Source organism: Streptomyces sp. NPDC049915 (genome assembly GCF_040656475.1).
In the GTDB taxonomy this organism is placed as follows: domain Bacteria; phylum Actinomycetota; class Actinomycetes; order Streptomycetales; family Streptomycetaceae; genus Streptomyces.
The window spans coordinates 1-14,828 of sequence record NZ_JBFAMH010000005.1 but is presented as its reverse complement, the minus strand read 5'-3'; the positions used below and the strand labels follow the sequence as shown (position 1 = coordinate 14,828).

Annotated in this window: 12 protein-coding genes; 7 read left to right on the top strand and 5 right to left on the bottom strand. The window is 72.8% G+C overall.

Annotation, left to right across the window (positions count from 1 at the left end):
• Positions 1 to 39: 39 nt before the first annotated feature.
• A complete protein-coding gene (locus AB0J12_RS09805) occupies positions 40 to 591 on the bottom strand; it encodes a TetR/AcrR family transcriptional regulator (RefSeq protein WP_363264159.1) in 552 nt (183 codons plus the stop codon).
• Positions 592 to 729: 138 nt separating this feature from the next.
• Between AB0J12_RS09805 and AB0J12_RS09800 the strand changes: the two genes are divergently transcribed.
• Together AB0J12_RS09800 and AB0J12_RS09795 are read left to right on the top strand one after the other, a co-directional pair.
• The gene (locus AB0J12_RS09800) at positions 730 to 1,188 is read left to right on the top strand and encodes a nuclear transport factor 2 family protein (RefSeq protein WP_363263739.1); all 459 of its coding nucleotides are present in this window, start codon (positions 730 to 732) and stop codon (positions 1,186 to 1,188) included.
• A 101-nt stretch (positions 1,189 to 1,289) separates the two neighbouring features.
• The gene (locus AB0J12_RS09795) at positions 1,290 to 2,258 is read left to right on the top strand and encodes an aldo/keto reductase (protein ID WP_363263738.1); all 969 of its coding nucleotides are present in this window, start codon (positions 1,290 to 1,292) and stop codon (positions 2,256 to 2,258) included.
• A 24-nt stretch (positions 2,259 to 2,282) separates the two neighbouring features.
• On the opposite strand, the gene AB0J12_RS09790 is transcribed toward AB0J12_RS09795, so the two are convergent.
• Positions 2,283 to 2,960 carry a DUF4232 domain-containing protein gene (locus AB0J12_RS09790; RefSeq protein WP_363264158.1) on the bottom strand — a complete coding sequence of 226 codons (678 nt, stop codon included), beginning with the start codon at positions 2,958 to 2,960 and terminating at the stop codon, positions 2,283 to 2,285.
• 50 nt (positions 2,961 to 3,010) lie between these two features.
• Positions 3,011 to 5,458: a SpoIIE family protein phosphatase gene (locus AB0J12_RS09785; RefSeq protein WP_363263737.1), complete on the bottom strand. Its 2,448-nt coding sequence runs from the start codon at positions 5,456 to 5,458 to the stop codon at positions 3,011 to 3,013.
• 269 nt (positions 5,459 to 5,727) lie between these two features.
• Here AB0J12_RS09785 and AB0J12_RS09780 point away from each other — a divergent pair, with 269 nt between their 5' ends.
• The 4 genes from AB0J12_RS09780 (at position 5,728) to AB0J12_RS09765 (ending at position 11,668) form a co-directional block, all read left to right on the top strand.
• Positions 5,728 to 8,826: a glycoside hydrolase family 2 TIM barrel-domain containing protein gene (locus AB0J12_RS09780; RefSeq protein WP_363263736.1), complete on the top strand. Its 3,099-nt coding sequence runs from the start codon at positions 5,728 to 5,730 to the stop codon at positions 8,824 to 8,826.
• 173 nt (positions 8,827 to 8,999) lie between these two features.
• Entirely contained in the window at positions 9,000 to 9,245 is a 246-nt protein-coding gene (locus tag AB0J12_RS09775) for a hypothetical protein (protein WP_361629682.1), read from the top strand.
• 3 nt (positions 9,246 to 9,248) lie between these two features.
• Positions 9,249 to 9,626 carry a toxin Doc gene (locus AB0J12_RS09770; RefSeq protein WP_361629685.1) on the top strand — a complete coding sequence of 126 codons (378 nt, stop codon included), beginning with the start codon at positions 9,249 to 9,251 and terminating at the stop codon, positions 9,624 to 9,626.
• A 407-nt stretch (positions 9,627 to 10,033) separates the two neighbouring features.
• The gene (locus AB0J12_RS09765) at positions 10,034 to 11,668 is read left to right on the top strand and encodes an RICIN domain-containing protein (protein ID WP_363263735.1); all 1,635 of its coding nucleotides are present in this window, start codon (positions 10,034 to 10,036) and stop codon (positions 11,666 to 11,668) included.
• A gap of 19 nt (positions 11,669 to 11,687) precedes the next feature.
• On the opposite strand, the gene AB0J12_RS09760 is transcribed toward AB0J12_RS09765, so the two are convergent.
• Together AB0J12_RS09760 and AB0J12_RS09755 are read right to left on the bottom strand one after the other, a co-directional pair.
• The gene (locus tag AB0J12_RS09760) at positions 11,688 to 12,662 is read right to left on the bottom strand and encodes an NAD(P)-dependent oxidoreductase (RefSeq protein ID WP_363263734.1); all 975 of its coding nucleotides are present in this window, start codon (positions 12,660 to 12,662) and stop codon (positions 11,688 to 11,690) included.
• The gene (locus tag AB0J12_RS09755) at positions 12,659 to 13,828 is read right to left on the bottom strand and encodes a lactate 2-monooxygenase (RefSeq protein ID WP_363263733.1); all 1,170 of its coding nucleotides are present in this window, start codon (positions 13,826 to 13,828) and stop codon (positions 12,659 to 12,661) included. Before AB0J12_RS09755 ends, AB0J12_RS09760 begins: the two co-directional genes overlap by 4 nt.
• A 379-nt stretch (positions 13,829 to 14,207) precedes the next feature.
• On the opposite strand from AB0J12_RS09755, the gene AB0J12_RS09750 reads away from it, so the two are divergent.
• Positions 14,208 to 14,630, top strand: coding sequence for a subtilase-type protease inhibitor (locus AB0J12_RS09750; protein ID WP_363263732.1), 423 nt, complete (start codon positions 14,208 to 14,210; stop codon positions 14,628 to 14,630).
• The last annotated feature ends 198 nt before the right edge of the window (positions 14,631 to 14,828 follow it).

Genomic DNA, 14,828 nt, shown 5'->3' with positions numbered 1-14,828 from the left:
CCCGCCGGGTGCGCACGCGATCCGGAGGGGCCGTACGACCTACGTGGTCCCGACGAGTGCCTGTGCCGCCGCGCGGGCCTCGTCGGCCGGTTCGGTGCGGCCGGTGACGCCGGCCGTGACCATGGCACCCTCGGCCAGCAGGAACAGCTGCCCGGCCAGCTCCGGCGCCAGCCCGGCATCGGCGACGAGCCCCGCGAGGTACTCCCTGAACGCGCGCTTGTGCGCCCGCACCTGACCCGCCACCGCCCGAGACGTGGCACCCAGCTCGCCGTACGCGTTGATCCACGCGCAGCCGCGAAAGCACTCCTCGCCGAACCAGCCGCGCAGCCAGTCGAACACGGCCAGGATGCGCTCGCGCGGATCCTCCTGGCGCTCCACGTGCGTGGCGAGCCGCCCGCGCCAGCGCGTGTCGCGCCGCTCCAGATACGCCTCCACCAGCTGCTCCTTCGCCGGGAAGAGCTGGTAGAGCCGCTTCAGGGAGACACCCGAGGCGGCGCGGATGTCGTCCATCCCGACCGACTTCACACCCCGCCGGTAGAACAGCTCCTCCGCGGCGTCCAGGACCCGCAGGCGGGCGCTCGCGCTGTCCAAGGGCACGGGCATCACTCCTCGACGATTCCCCGACACGGCGGAGAACAGCGGACGTTGACCTGAGAACGATCGTTCTCTACCTTAGCCGACCAGGTGGAGAACGATCGTTCTCCCCGCCGTTCCGCCGAGGAGGACACCATGGCCGACCGCCCGCCCCTTCCCCCGTTCACCCGGGAGACCGCGGCCCGGAAGGTGCAGGCCGCCGAGGACGCCTGGAACACGCGGGACCCGCACAAGGTCGCGCTCGCCTACTCCGAGGACTCCGTCTGGCGCAACCGCGACACCTTCGTCACCGGACGCGCCGAGATCATCGGCTTCCTCACCGCCAAGTGGGCGCGCGAGCTGGAGTACGCCCTGCGCAAGGACCTGTGGGCCTTCGACGGCAACCGCATCGCCGTCCGCTTCCAGTACGAGTGCCACGACACCGACGGCCGGTGGTGGCGGTCCTACGGCAACGAGCTGTGGGAGTTCGACGAGCACGGCCTGATGACCCGGCGCGAGGCGAGCATCAACGACGTGCCGATCGAGGAGCACGAGCGCCGCATCCACGGCCCGCGCCCGCTGGGCGAGCGGGGCCGCACCTTCCCCCTCAGGTGACCGGCGGGTCCGCGGACGCGGTCGCTGCCGGGCGATCTTCGAGTGCGCACGAAGTCATAGGCTCGGACCGTCAGCCGCCGACGAAGGCAGGAGCAGCAACAATGCAGTACGTGAAGCTGGGTTCCACAGGTCTGGACGTCTCCCGGATCTGCCTGGGCTGCATGACCTACGGTGTTCCGGACCGTGGCGCGCACGAGTGGACCCTGGACGAGGAGGCCTCCCGGCCGCTGATCCGTCAGGCTCTGGACGCCGGGATCACCTTCTTCGACACCGCCAACGTCTACTCCGACGGCACCAGCGAGGAGATCGTCGGCCGCGCGCTGAAGGAATTCGCCCGCCGCGACGACATCGTGCTGGCCACCAAGGTGCACGGCCGGATGCGCCCCGGCCCCAACGGCGGCGGACTGTCCCGCAAGGCGATCATGACCGAGATCGACCACAGCCTCACCCGTCTCGGCACCGACTACGTCGACCTCTACCAGATCCACCGCTGGGACCCGCACACGCCGATCGAGGAGACGATGGAGGCCCTGCACGACCTCGTCAAGGCGGGCAAGGTGCGCTACATCGGAGCGAGTTCGATGTACGCCTGGCAGTTCTCCAAGGCCCAGTACACGGCCGAGCTGCACGGCTGGACGAAGTTCGTGTCGATGCAGAACCACTACAACCTCCTCTACCGCGAGGAGGAGCGCGAGATGCTGCCGCTCTGCGCCGACCAGGGCGTGGGCGTCCTGCCCTGGAGCCCGCTCGCCCGCGGCCGGCTGACCCGCGACTGGGGCACCGTCACCGGCCGCAGCACCACCGACAACTTCGGCAGCACCCTCTACCAGGAGGGCGACCGCGCCGTCGTCGAGACCGTCACCCGCATCGCCGACGAGCGCGGGGTCCCGCGCGCCCAGGTCGCCCTGGCCTGGCTGCTCCACCAGGACACGGTGACCGCGCCGATCATCGGAGCCTCCAAGCCGCAGCACCTCCAGGACGCGGTGGCCGCCGCGGACCTCACGCTGACGGAGAAGGAGATCGAGGAACTGAAGCAGCCGTACGTGCCGCACCCGGTCGCCGGCCACTGAACCACCGGACGCCGGCGGGACGGCTCAGGCGCCGGTGCCCGGGCTGAACGGTGTCAGCGACACCGTGGACGCGTTGCCGCCGACCGGCACCGGGCCGCCCTGCCACGGCACCCTCAGCGGCTTGCGCTCGTCGGGCGGCGTGACGAGCAGCGCGGCCGGAGTCGCCGTACGGGCCTCGCTGACCTCGGGGTTGGAGAAGGTCAGCCCGGCCCAGGCGCTGCGGCCCGGCGCCAGCGTCACCTTCGTCTGGGCCGGCCCGTCCTCGCGCCGCGGGTCGGGCCCGAGCTGCCGGCCGGAGGCGTCCACGAAGGCGGCGCCGGGGTAGCCGTACACCGTGCAGGTGCGGGCCGAGGTGTTCGTCAGCACGACGGGGAAGTTCTCCTGCCCGGCGCCCGGGTTGTTGCGCCCGACCGTGGCCCGCAGGTCGCCGGTGCGGCAGCGCGACGACGACGCGGGCCGCGCGGACGCCGTGGCCGGCGCGGTGGGCCGCACGGTCCCCGCGGCGGGCGTCCCGGTGGGCTCGGCGGCCCCCGGACGGGTCGTCCCGGTGGGTTCGGCGGAGTCGGTGGCGGTCGTCGCCGGCAGCTGCTGCGCGGTGCTCGCGGCCGTGCCGCCGCCGTCACCGCCGCCGCAGGCGGTCAGTGCGCCCAGCGCGGTGAGCGCGCTCACGAGCAGGACGGGAAATCGCGTGTACGGGGCCATGGTGGACGTCTGCCCCGCTCGCCCGGCCGCGATGCCGGGACCGCGCGGCTTCACTCCGCCGATCCCTCTGCCAGTCCGTCTGCCAGCCCCTCTGCCAGTCCCGCCGGCAGACCCTCTGCCAATCCCTCCTCCAGCAGCCCCAACTCCGCCCAGATGGTCTTGCCTTCGGTGGTGTGCCGGCTGCCCCAGCGCTGGGTGAGCTGCGCGACCAGCAGCAGCCCGCGCCCGCCCTCGTCCCAGGTCTTCGCCCGGCGCAGATGGGGGGCGCTGTGGTTGGTGTCGGACACCTCGCAGATGAGCGTGGTGTCGTCGTGGATCAGCCGCAGCCGGATCGGCGGCGCCCCGTAGCGGATGGCGTTGGTGACCAGCTCGCTCACCACCAGCTCGGCCGTGAACGTCGTGTCGCTCAGCGACCAGGCGGCGAGCTGGTCGACGACCTGTTTGCGGATCGGCGCGACCAGCGACGGGTCGGCGGGGATGTCCCAGGTCGCCACCTGCGCGGAGGGCAGCCCCTGGGTGCGGGCCAGCAGCAGGGCGACGTCGTCGGCGGCGCCGCCCGGCGGCAGCAGCGTGTGCAGGATGTGGTCGCAGGCCTCGTCGAGGGAGGCCGCGTCGGCCTCCAGCGCGTCGCACAGCATCCGGTGGCCGGCGTCGCCGTCCCGCTCCCGCGACTCGATCAGCCCGTCCGTGTAGAAGGCCAGCACGCTGCCCTCGACGAGGTCCAGTTCGGTGCACTCGAACGGCAGCCCGCCCACGCCGAGCGGGGGACCGGACGGCAGGTTCACCCGGCGCGCGGGGCCGTCCGGCGGGAGCAGCACCGGCGGCGGATGCCCGGCCCGGGCCATCGTGCAGCGTCGCGACACCGGGTCGTACACCGCGTACAGACAGGTCGCTCCGACCTCGCCGGGGCTGCCCTCGCCGCCGGCCTCCTCCGACAGCCGCAGCACGAGATCGTCGAGGTGGGTGAGCAGTTCGTCCGGTGGCAGGTCGATGTCGGCCAGTGTGCGTACGGCGGTGCGCAGCCGGCCCATGGTCGCCGAGGCCTGCACCCCGTGCCCCACGACGTCCCCGACGACCAGGGCCACGCGCAGCCCGGACAGCGGGATCACGTCGAACCAGTCGCCGCCCACCCCCGAGCGGGCCGCGGGGAGATAGCGGGAGGCCGCAGAGACGGCGGCGCTGCGCGGCAGGGAGCGCGGCAGCAGGCTGCGCTGCAGGGCCAGGGCGGTCTCCCGCTCGCGCGAGTAGCGGCGGGCGTTGTCGATGCAGACGGCCGCGCGGGCGGTGATCTCCTCCGCCAGCAGCGCGTCGTCCTCGGTGTACGGGTCGGGGTGGCGGAACCGGTGGAAGAGGGCGACGCCGAGCGTGGAGCCGCGGGCCTGGAGCGGAACCGCCATCGTGGAGTGCACACCGTACTGCTGGAAGAGGCGGTGGCGGCGCTCGTCCCAGGACAGCCACCGTTCCAGGTCCCCGGGTGCCGAGACCACGATCGCCTGGCCCGCCAGCAGCGCCGCGGCCTGTGGGGAGGGCGCCGGGTACTCCTCCGCGTCGCCCGGCATGGTCACCGCCCCGGGGCTGCCGGGGTTCACCGAGTGGTGGGCGGCCCGGCGCAGCACGACCGGCGGGACCAGCCGGACCGGCGGCTCCCCGCCGTACTGGTCCGGGTCGAGCAGGTCGACGCTGACGAAGTCGGCGAGCAGGGGCACGCACACGGTCGCCAGTTCCTGCGCGGTGCGCGAGACGTCGAGGGTGGTGCCGATGCGGACGCTGGCCTCGTTGACCAGTTGCAGCCGCTCACGGGACAGGTACTGGTCGGAGAGGTCGTGGGCGGTCACGCACACCCCGCGCACCCGGCCCTCGGCGTCGGTGACCGGGGCCATCCGGGCGAGCCAGGCGCGCGGACGGTCCCCGCCCCCGGCGCGCAGCCGTGTCTGGGCGTCGAGCGACCGGCCCGTGGTGAGCACCTGTGCTAGACGGCGTTCGAGGTCGTCGCTCTGCGGGATCCCGCCGATCTCGGCGAGTCTCAGTCCGCGCACCTGCTCCTCGGGCAGCCCGACGAGCTCCACCATGGCGTCGTTCATCCGGTGCAGCCGCAGCCGCTCGTCGAAGAGGGCGAGTGCGCAGGGGGACTGCACGAGCGCCGCCGCGTCCAGCGGATCGTCGGGGGAGCGGGGGCCGGAGGCGTCCAGGGGCGTGACCACCAGCCAGTGGCCCGGCTCGCCGTCGTGGGGCCGGAGGTGATGGGCGAGCACCCACACCTCGACCGTACGGCCGTCCCGGTGGCGCAAAGTCACCGTTCCGTGGTCGCGTGGTGGCGCCGGACGGGGCGACACGCCGTCCGGGTCCGCGAGCAGACGCGTGGCGGGCCGGCCCACCACGTCCGCGGCGGTCCAGCCGAGCAGACGCTGCGCACCGGCGTTCCACCCGGTCAGCGTGCCGTCGTCGGAGATGACAGCCCGGGCCGTCGCGGCGTCGTCGAACGGGTAGTCCGGGCTCATCCTCGCACTCCATTGCGCACACTCACAGTGAACGGTGTGTCACTCGGTTCCAGAGTAGTGCGTCTCCGTCGCACGCGGTCGGGAACCCCCGGTCTTCCCAGGATTCGGCCCTTCGACGTCAAGACCGAAATCGGTCGATCTGGCGCGCCGTGGCGCCCGGAAGAAAGCGCTGACCCGACTCTTGACGCGCAACCGAGGCGCGTCGTCAGAATCTGTGCGATCACGTTTCTTTGTGTGTACTTCTGGGCCCTCATGAAAGGGGAGCCGCTGTGTCGGTCACTAGGAGATCGGTCCTGATCGCCTCCGCGGGCGTGCCCGCTACCGGGGCGTTGCTGGGAGTGGGGACGATCCCGGCCGCGGCGGCGGACCCGCACGCCATGGGCCGCAGCACGGTCCCGCTGCGTGACGGCTGGCGTTTCGCGCTGGTCAACCCCGGTGGGATCACCGACCCGACCGGCGCCTACGCGAACGCGGCGGACCCCGGATACGACGACACCGGCTGGCGTCAGGTGGCCGTACCCCACGACTGGAGCATCGAGCAGACGCCCACCACGCAGTACGGCACCACCAGCGGGACCGGCTTCCTGCCCGGCGGCCTCGGCTGGTACCGCCTGTCGTTCACCCTGCCGCCGGCGTACGCGGGCAAGCGGATCACGGTCGAGTCCGACGGCGTCTACATGGACTCGCACGTCTACTGCAACGGCACGGAGGTGGGCCGCCACCCCTACGGCTACACCGGCTTCGCCTTCGACCTCACCGGTCATGTGCACACCGACGGGCGTACCGCGAACGTCCTCGCGGTCAAGGTGCAGAACCAACTGCCGAGCAGCCGCTGGTACTCCGGCAGCGGCATCTACCGAGAGGCCCGCCTGGTCGTCACCGAGCCGGTGCACGTGGCCCGCTGGGGCACGTACGTCACCACGCCGGACGTCACCGCCGAGCGTGCCCTGGTGCGGGTGCGCACCGACGTGGTGAACGACTCCGGCGCCGCAGCGCAGGTGGAGGTGGTCTCCCGGATCACCGACCCGCACGGCCGTACCGTCGCCCGCACGTCGTCGACCGTGCACGTCACCGACGAGCGCACGGAGACCCATGAACTGACCGTCCCGCAGCCGCTGTTGTGGGACTTCGCCACCCCGGAGCACCGCTACGCGCTGCACACCGAGCTGCGGGTCGAAGGCCGCACCACCGACACGTACCGCACCGGCTTCGGTGTCCGCACCTTCCGCTTCGACCCCGACGAGGGCTTCCACCTCAACGGCGTGCACGCCAAGATCAAGGGCGTCGACCTCCATCACGACCTCGGCGCGCTTGGCGTGGCCGTGCACGTCGACGCCGTCCGCCGCCAGATGACGATCATGAAGTCGATGGGCGTCAACGCTCTGCGCACCTCGCACAACCCGCCCGCGCCCGAGATGATCCAGGTCTGCGAGGAGCTGGGCATCGTGATGATGGTGGAGGCGTTCGACTGCTGGCGCACCGGCAAGAACCGGTACGACTACGGCCGCTTCTTCGACGAGTGGTGCGAAAAGGACGCCGGTGAGATGGTGCGCGCGGCCCGCAACTCGCCCGCCGTGGTGCTGTGGTCCATCGGCAACGAGATCCCCGACTCCACCTCCACCGCCGGCCTCGCCATGGCCGACCGGATCATCGCCGCGATCCGGGCCGCCGACGACACCCGCCCCCTGGTCATCGGCTCCGACAAGTACCGCCGCCTGCCCGCCAAGGGCTCCGCCGCCGACCTGATGCTGGCCAAGCTCGACGGGCTCGGCCTCAACTACAACTCCGCCCAGTCGGTGGACGCCCTGCACGCGGCCTACCCGCATCTGTTCCTCTTCGAGTCCGAGTCGTCCTCGGAGACGTCAACGCGCGGCGCGTACCAGGAGCCCGAGCACCTCAACACCGGCGAGAACCACACCCCCGGCCGCCGGGCGACCTCGTCCTACGACAACAACCTCGCCTCCTGGACCATGAGCGGCGAGTACGGCCACAAGAAGGACCGGGACCGCAGGTGGTTCGCGGGCCAGTTCCTGTGGTCCGGCATCGACTACATCGGCGAGCCCACGCCGTACGACGTCTTCCCGGTGAAGGCGTCCTTCTTCGGCGCGGTCGACACGGCCGGCTTCCCCAAGGACATGTACCACCTCTTCAGGAGCCAGTGGACGAGCGAGCCGATGGTCCATCTGCTCCCGATGAGCTGGAACCACGAGGAGGGCGAGACGGTCGAGGTGTGGGCGTACGCCAACGTCGACACCGTCGAGCTGTTCCTGAACGGCGAGTCCCTGGGCGTGCGCACCTTCGACCGGAAGAAGACCGTCGACGGCCGGGAGTACCTGGAGACCACCGAGCCCACCGGAGACGACAAGACCTTCACCGGCGGCCCCTACCCGGGCAGCTACACCAGCCCCAACGGCAGCGCGGGCAAGCTGCACCTGATCTGGAAAGTGCCTTTCAGGCCGGGCGAGCTGAAGGCGGTCGCCCGCCGGGACGGCCGGGCGGTCGCGACCGACGTGCTGCGCACCGCGGGCGCGCCCCACGCCGTCCGGCTGACCCCCGACCGCAAGGCCCTGACGGCGGACGGCCGTTCACTGCTCTTCGTCACCGCCGAGATCGTCGACGCGCACGGCGTTGTCGTGCCCGACGCCGAGCACCTGATCTCCTTCGACGTCACCGGCGGCTCACTCGCCGGGCTGGACAACGGGCGACAGGAGAGCGCCGAGCGCTACCACGCGAGCACCCGCACCGCCTTCCACGGCAAGGCGCTCGCCATCGTCCGCGCGGGCACGAAGCCCGGCGCCCTGAAGGTGACCGCCCGCGCCGAGGGGCTGCGCTCCGACACGGCGAGCGTGCGCATCCGACCGGGCCGCTCGGCCTCCACCACCGCGCCCGCCGCGTTCGCACCGGACTTCCCGCCGCCGCCCGCCTACCCGTACGCGGACGCGAGCTACTCCGGCCGCCCCGACACGCTCCCGGCCGCCATGCTTGACGGCAACCCGGCCACCGGCTGGTCCAACGGCTTCACCAAGGCGGCCACCGGCCTGCTGCCCGCGTTCGACGGGGCCCGCTCGAGGGACTGGGTGTCGCTGGACTGGGGCCGCACCCGGACCGTCGACCGCGTCGAGGTCTCCTTCACCGCCGACGCCACACACAGCCTGCCGTCCGCGCTCGCGGTCGACGTCTGGGACGGGCAGCGGTGGCAGCCCGTCACCGGGGCGAACACCGACTGGGCCACCGCGTCCGACGCCCCCACCGTCGTCACCTTCCTCGCGGTCCGCGCCTCCCGCCTCCGCCTGACCCTGACCAGCAGCCACCCGGGCGAGCCCCGAGGGGCGGTGCGGATCAGCCGTCTGGCGGTACCGGGGGCGTGACGGAGGGGTTCGACAACGCCGGGGCGTGCGGTGACGCGGGCCCCGGCCCGCACCCGTACGGCCCGGGTGCGCGCCTCGCCGCGCACCCGGGCCGCGCTGTGATCGGTACCTCCCTATTACCTTCCTGACCTGCGGGTATTTACGCGTGAGTACCCGAGCGGTACCGTGAGGGCATGCCAGCTCTGAATGTGGAGTTCAGCGAGCGCGAGCTAGAGGACCTGCGGCAGATCGCCAAGGAACGCGGGACGTCGATGAAGGCGCTCGTGCGGGAGGCGGCCGCCGCCGACATCGCGCGGCACCGGGCGCTGAAGGAGGGCGCGGAGGCCTTCAGGCGGTTCTTCACGGCCCATGCCGAGGAGTTCGCCGTCGCCTTCCCCGACGACGAGCCACCGGTGAGCGGCGAGGGGCGGGTCGCCTGAGCGATGGCCTCCGTCGTGCACATCGACGTCCCCTGGCTGCTGCAGCGGCATGAAGAGGTCCTGCCGGAGCAGCCCACCATCAACGACTTCTCCGCGCTCGTCGCCGCCGTCGCCCGGCACCGGGTCGACCCGCCACGGCTCGGCGTGAACTCCGACCCCGCCTGGCGGGCCGCGGCCCTGCTCCACACCCTCGCCGTGCTCAAGCCGCTGCCCTCGGCCAACGCCCGCTTCGCCTGTTCGACGGCGGTGGCCTACATGTTCGTCAGCGGTGTCGGCATCGACCCGCCCTACGGCGCCCTGGTCGACCTCGCCCGCGATCTGATGTCCGGCAAGGCGGACGTGTACCGCGCCGCCGACCGGCTGCGCTCCTGGCAGATCTGAACACGTCCCCTCCGGGCCGCCGGCCGAGGGCGGGAGGATCAAGGCCGGCGGCCGTTTCGCGCGGGAGAGCCGCCGTCCCGCGCGGGGCCTTCGAGGTAAGGCCGTGTCCAGTGGACTACAGCGCGTGGCGGGCCGGGAGCGTGCGTGCCGCACGGGCGTGTGCGCGCGTTTCACACGGGGCGCGGAAATTCCCGAAAACGCTTGCCACAAGGGGGGATTGGGATGCGGCATTCTGACTTTCTGTCAATGGCGCGGACGCCCTCCGGGCGGGTTGTTGGGTGCAAGTCGGGTATGCAAGGCTGAGCGCTTCCCCGCGCGCCGGAAAAGGCAGGCCGTACCGCGTGTTGCCTTGACGGCGCGCGGAGATCCTGTGTTGCTCCCAGCGCGTGGGAAGGAATCCGCTCACCGTGCCCACCCCCCACCCCCCTCGTCCGCCCTTTCCGCTCTCCGGCGGCTTTGTGGAGGAATCCGAAGAGGAGCTCGCCGCCCGGGCCCGCGGCGGCCCCGACGACGACGTCGCCCAGGCCACGGCCCTGCTGATGGCACGGCACTGGCAGCCGGTGCACGACTACGCCGTCATCTGCCTGGCCTCGTCCGCGCAGGTCGCGGCGATGGTCACGGCGGCCGCCTTCCATCAGGTGCTCGACCGGCTCACGCTGGGGGAGTCCGCTGCCGCGCTGCGCCCGCGGCTGCTGCTGGCCGTCCGGGGCACGGTGCGGCAATGGGCCGGCGCCGAGCGGATAACCGGGGCTCTGCCGCAGCTGCGCAAACCGGCCGGCGGGCGCGGTATGCGGGTCGCCAAGTACATGACAGCAGAAAACCGCCGGCTGACCGAGCGGGCATTCCACGCCCTTCCCGCCGAGGCCCAGTGCCTGCTGTGGCACATCGACGTCGAGGCCGAGCCGGTAACCGTTCCCGCGACCCTGCTCGGCATGAGCGAGGAAGCCGCGGCGGCCGCTTACGAGGACGCCCGGGAAAAACTCCGCGAGGGCTGCGTGCGCGCCCATCGGGAACTCGCGCCGACCCCGGACTGCCGCCATCACAACCGTCTTCTCGACATTCCCCTGCGCCGCGGCGGCGGGCTGCTGCCCGAGGTGCGCCGGCATCTCGCCCAGTGCCGCCACTGCCGCGCGGCCGCCGATCAACTGGAGCAGTTCGAGGGCGCGTTGGGCACCCTGCTCGCCGAGGCCGTACTCGGCTGGGGCGCCGGCCGCTACCACGACTCCCGCCCCGGCCGCCGCGGCCGGGCCGGCGGCCACCCCCGGGGTTCCGCACGCCACCGAGGCGGCCGCCCCGGCCGCGGGCTGCGGCCGCGCCGCCCTCTGCCCGGTGCCCGGTCCACGCGCACGCTGCTCACCGGGGCGGGCCTCGCCTCCGGCGTGCTGCTGACGATGCTCCTGCTGACCGGGGTGTGGTCCGACGACGGCCACGGCACCGGCCCGGCCGCCTCCGCCGCCGCCACGGGCGCACCGGGTACGACCACCCCCGGTGCGCCGGGTACGACCGCCTCGCTGCCGCCCGCCGTCTCCACCGCGCCGCCCGGAGCCGCCGAGCTGCCCACGGCGCCCCGGCGCACCAGGCTGCGCAACGTCGCCGCCGGGCTGTGCCTCGACATCAGCGGCCGGGCCGCGGTGGGCGCCCAGGTCCAGCTCGCGGTGTGCTCCCCGGCCCGGACCCAGCAGTGGTCGTACGAGGACGACGGGCTGCTGCGCAGCGCGGCCGCGCCCCAGCTGTGCCTGGACTCGCACGCGGACGCCGGGGTCGTCATCCTCGGTCCGTGCGCACCGCGCGGCGACCGGCGGGCCGACGACGTGCGCTACGACCTGACGGCGCGGGGCGAACTGCTGCCCCGCTGGGACGAGTCGCTCGCCCTGGCCTCGGTGTCCGAGGGCCCGGGCGCCGACATCGTCGTCAACGTCCGCGACGGTTCCGACGCCCGTCGCTGGAGCACGGACGACCCGTCGGTGGCCCCCGGCTCGCGGTCGGTGGTCGGCGCGGGCGCCCGGCAGGCCCGCCCGGCGGATCCGCGGGACCACATCTGACGACGACTCCCGGGGGCGGCTACGTCACCACGTCCCGCGGTGGTTCGCCCGCCAGGAAGGCCGTCGCGTTGCGGACCGCGGCGACGCCGATGCGGACGACCGTCTCGCGGGTGACGCCGCCGACGTGAGGGGAGAGCACCACGTTCGGCGCCTTCAAAAGGCGCAGGGACGGCGTCGGGGGCTCGGGCTCGAAGACGTCGAGGCCCGCTCCGGCGAGCGCGCCCTTCTCCAGGGCGTCGGCGAGGGCGTCCTGGTCGATCAGGGCGCCCCGCGCGGTGTTGACCACGAACGCCGTGGGCTTCAGCAGCGCGAGCCGGCGCGCGTCGAGCAGGTGCCGGGTCTCCTCGGTGAGCGGCGCGTGCAGGGTGACGTAGTCGCAGGCGGCGAGGAGTTCGTCGAGGGGGACGTGCCGGGCGGCGAGGCGGGCCTCCGTCTCCGGGGGCACCCGGCGCCGGGCCGTGTACAGCACGGTCATGTCGAACGCGGCGGCCCGGCGCGCCACCTGCTGCCCGATCCCGCCGAGGCCGACGATGCCGAGCGTCTTGCCCGACAGCTCCGTGATCGACCGCGTGAGCCGGGGCAGTGCCCAGTCGCCCTGTGTCAACGCGGTGTGCGCGGGGACGAGTCGCTTGGCGAGGGCCAGCATGAGGGCGAACGTCTGCTCGGCGACGTTCTGCGCCTCCGCGCCCGTGGAGCCGATCGTGCACACGGTGACGCCGCGGGCGCGCGCCGCCGTCACGTCCACGTAGTCGTAGCCGTGGCTCGCGCACTGCACCAGCTGCAGCTGTTCGGCGGCGGCGAGGTGACCGGCGGTGACCGGGGCCAGCGCCGTGACGACGGCATGCGCGGCGCGCAGGGCCGCCGGGTCCTCGTCGGTGCTCTCCACGACGGTGACGTGCGTGTCGCCGGGGAAGACGGAGGCGAGTCCGGCGCCCGCGGCCCGGCCGCCGACGTGCGGCGGGACGACCGCGAGCACGTTGCGGCGGGCGCTCACGCGATCTCCTCGGCGAGGTCCTCGGCGCCGACCGTGCCGGGTCCGGCGTGCCCCGACAGGGCGAGGGTGAGGTCGAGTTCGGCGAGCAGACAGCGGATCACGTGTTCCACGCCCGCCTGCCCGTCCAGGCCGAGACCGTAGACGTACGGCCGTCCCAGCAGCACCGCCCGCGCGCCGAGCGCGAGCGCCTTGAAGACGTCGTCGCCGGTGCGCACCCCGCTGTCGAACAGCACCTCGAGCCGGTCGCCGACCGCCTCCACCACCCGGGGCAGGGCGTCCGCGGCGGCGATGGCGCCGGCCACCTGGCGACCGCCGTGGTTGGACACCACCACACCGTCCATCCCGGCGTTCGCCGCGCGGCGCGCGTCGTCCGGGTGCAGGACCCCCTTGAGCACGATCGGGCCGTCCCAGTTCTCGCGCAGGAACTCCAGGTCCGGCCATGTCTTGCCCGGGTCGGCGAACATGCCGACGAAGTGCATCACGGCAGCGTTCGGGTCCTCCTCCACCGGCTTGGCCAGGCCCGCGCGGAAGGCCGGGTCGGAGAAGTAGTTGGCCGTGCCCACGCCGTGCAGGAACGGCAGATACGCCTGGTCGAGGTCGCGCGGCCGCCAAGACAGCAACGGGGTGTCGAGCGTGACCACGAGCACGCTGAACCCGTTCGCCTTCGCCCGGTCCAGGAAACTGAGGGCCACCTCAGGGTCCTTGGGCCAGTACAGCTGGAACCACCGCTCGGCGTCCCCCATCGCCTCCGCGACCTGCTCCATCGGCGTGCTGGAGGCGGAGGAGAGGATGTACGGCACCCCCTGCGCGGCGGCGGCCCGGGCGGCGGCCGGCTCCGCGTCCGGGTGCATGATCGACAGCACGCCGACCGGGGCCAGCGCGAGCGGCGCCGGCAGCGGGCGGCCCAGCACGTGAACCGACAGGTCACGCTCGCGTACGTCACGCAGCATCCGCGGCACGATCCTGCGGCGCTCCAGGGCGGCCCGGTTGGCGCGGGCGGTGCTGCCGTCGCCGGCGCTGCCGGCCACATAGCCGACGGGACCGGGGCCGAGCCGCTGTTCGATCAGTTCCTCCAGCCGGGTCAGGTCGGTGGGCAGGCGGGGCACCGCGCCCGTCATCCCGTTCAGGTAGATCTCGTACTGGAAGTCCGCCCAGTGCTTGGCCATACCGGATCCGCCTCTCGTCACAAGGACCGTGGTGCCCAGACCATACCGACCGGTAGGGCGGTCACGGCAGGCGCAAGGTGAACGGAATGAGTCGTTCCGGGGCTCTCCGAGCGCTGAAGCGGAATGTTTCCGGACGATTAACTGACGCAGTGAATCGCGCCATTTGACCGGTTCTCCTGATCGAAAGCGCTTGGAACCGTCATTGGAACGTTCGAATTACGTCACTTCACGCCACTGATTCAATACGCAAGGTTACTTAAACCCATGGGGTCGATGTGAGTTTCGGCAGCGGACTCGGCAGAGTGGCGCTCGCCGTCGCGGCCTCCGACAGAGGACACGGCCGGCACCACCCCCGAATCGAAGCGGAAGGATGCACACAATGCGGAACCCCGCGCGCTGGGCAGCGGCTCTTACCCTGACGGCCACCGCCGTCTGCGGCCCCCTGGCCGGCGCCGCCCACGCCGTCCCGGCCTCGCTCTACGCGCCCTCGGCGCTCGTCCTGACCCTCGGCCACGGAGACAGCGCCGCGAGCGCCACCCCGGCCCGTGCGGTCACCCTCTCCTGCGCGCCCACGGCCTCCGGCACCCACCCGGACCCCGCCGCGGCCTGCGCCGAACTCCGCCTGGCCGGCGGCGACCTCGACGCGCTGAACGCCGGCGCCGAACCGCTGTGCACCAAGCAGTACGACCCGGTCGTCGTCACCGTCGACGGCGTCTGGCAGGGCAAGCGCGTCTCCTACGAACGGACCTTCGCCAACGAGTGCGTGAAGACCGCCCACGGGCCGACCGTCTTCGCGTTCTAGGACCGGGATCACACGGACCCCGTGAAACGCCGCGCGAGGCTCGCAGGTGGGGAGTGCGAGCCCCTGTTGCGGGGCGGCGTGTGATCTCGCACCGGGGGTCGGCCAGGCGGAGTGGGGCCGCCGGCCGACCCCCGGCATCATGCTGGTGCGAGCAGAGCCGGGCGGCCCGGCCCGCCCGACGGGGGGGCGCGCGGGAGC

What these genes read in the sequence shown, in the direction of transcription:
- AB0J12_RS09800 (WP_363263739.1), top strand. Translation starts at nt 730, where the DNA reads ATGGCCGACCGCCCGCCCCTTCCCCCGTTCACCCGGGAGACCGCGGCC.
- AB0J12_RS09795 (WP_363263738.1), top strand. Translation starts at nt 1,290, where the DNA reads ATGCAGTACGTGAAGCTGGGTTCCACAGGTCTGGACGTCTCCCGGATC.
- AB0J12_RS09790 (WP_363264158.1), bottom strand. Translation starts at nt 2,960, where the DNA reads ATGGCCCCGTACACGCGATTTCCCGTCCTGCTCGTGAGCGCGCTCACC.
- AB0J12_RS09785 (WP_363263737.1), bottom strand. Translation starts at nt 5,458, where the DNA reads ATGAGCCCGGACTACCCGTTCGACGACGCCGCGACGGCCCGGGCTGTC.
- AB0J12_RS09775 (WP_361629682.1), top strand. Translation starts at nt 9,000, where the DNA reads ATGCCAGCTCTGAATGTGGAGTTCAGCGAGCGCGAGCTAGAGGACCTG.
- AB0J12_RS09770 (WP_361629685.1), top strand. Translation starts at nt 9,249, where the DNA reads ATGGCCTCCGTCGTGCACATCGACGTCCCCTGGCTGCTGCAGCGGCAT.
- AB0J12_RS09755 (WP_363263733.1), bottom strand. Translation starts at nt 13,828, where the DNA reads ATGGCCAAGCACTGGGCGGACTTCCAGTACGAGATCTACCTGAACGGG.
- AB0J12_RS09750 (WP_363263732.1), top strand. Translation starts at nt 14,208, where the DNA reads ATGCGGAACCCCGCGCGCTGGGCAGCGGCTCTTACCCTGACGGCCACC.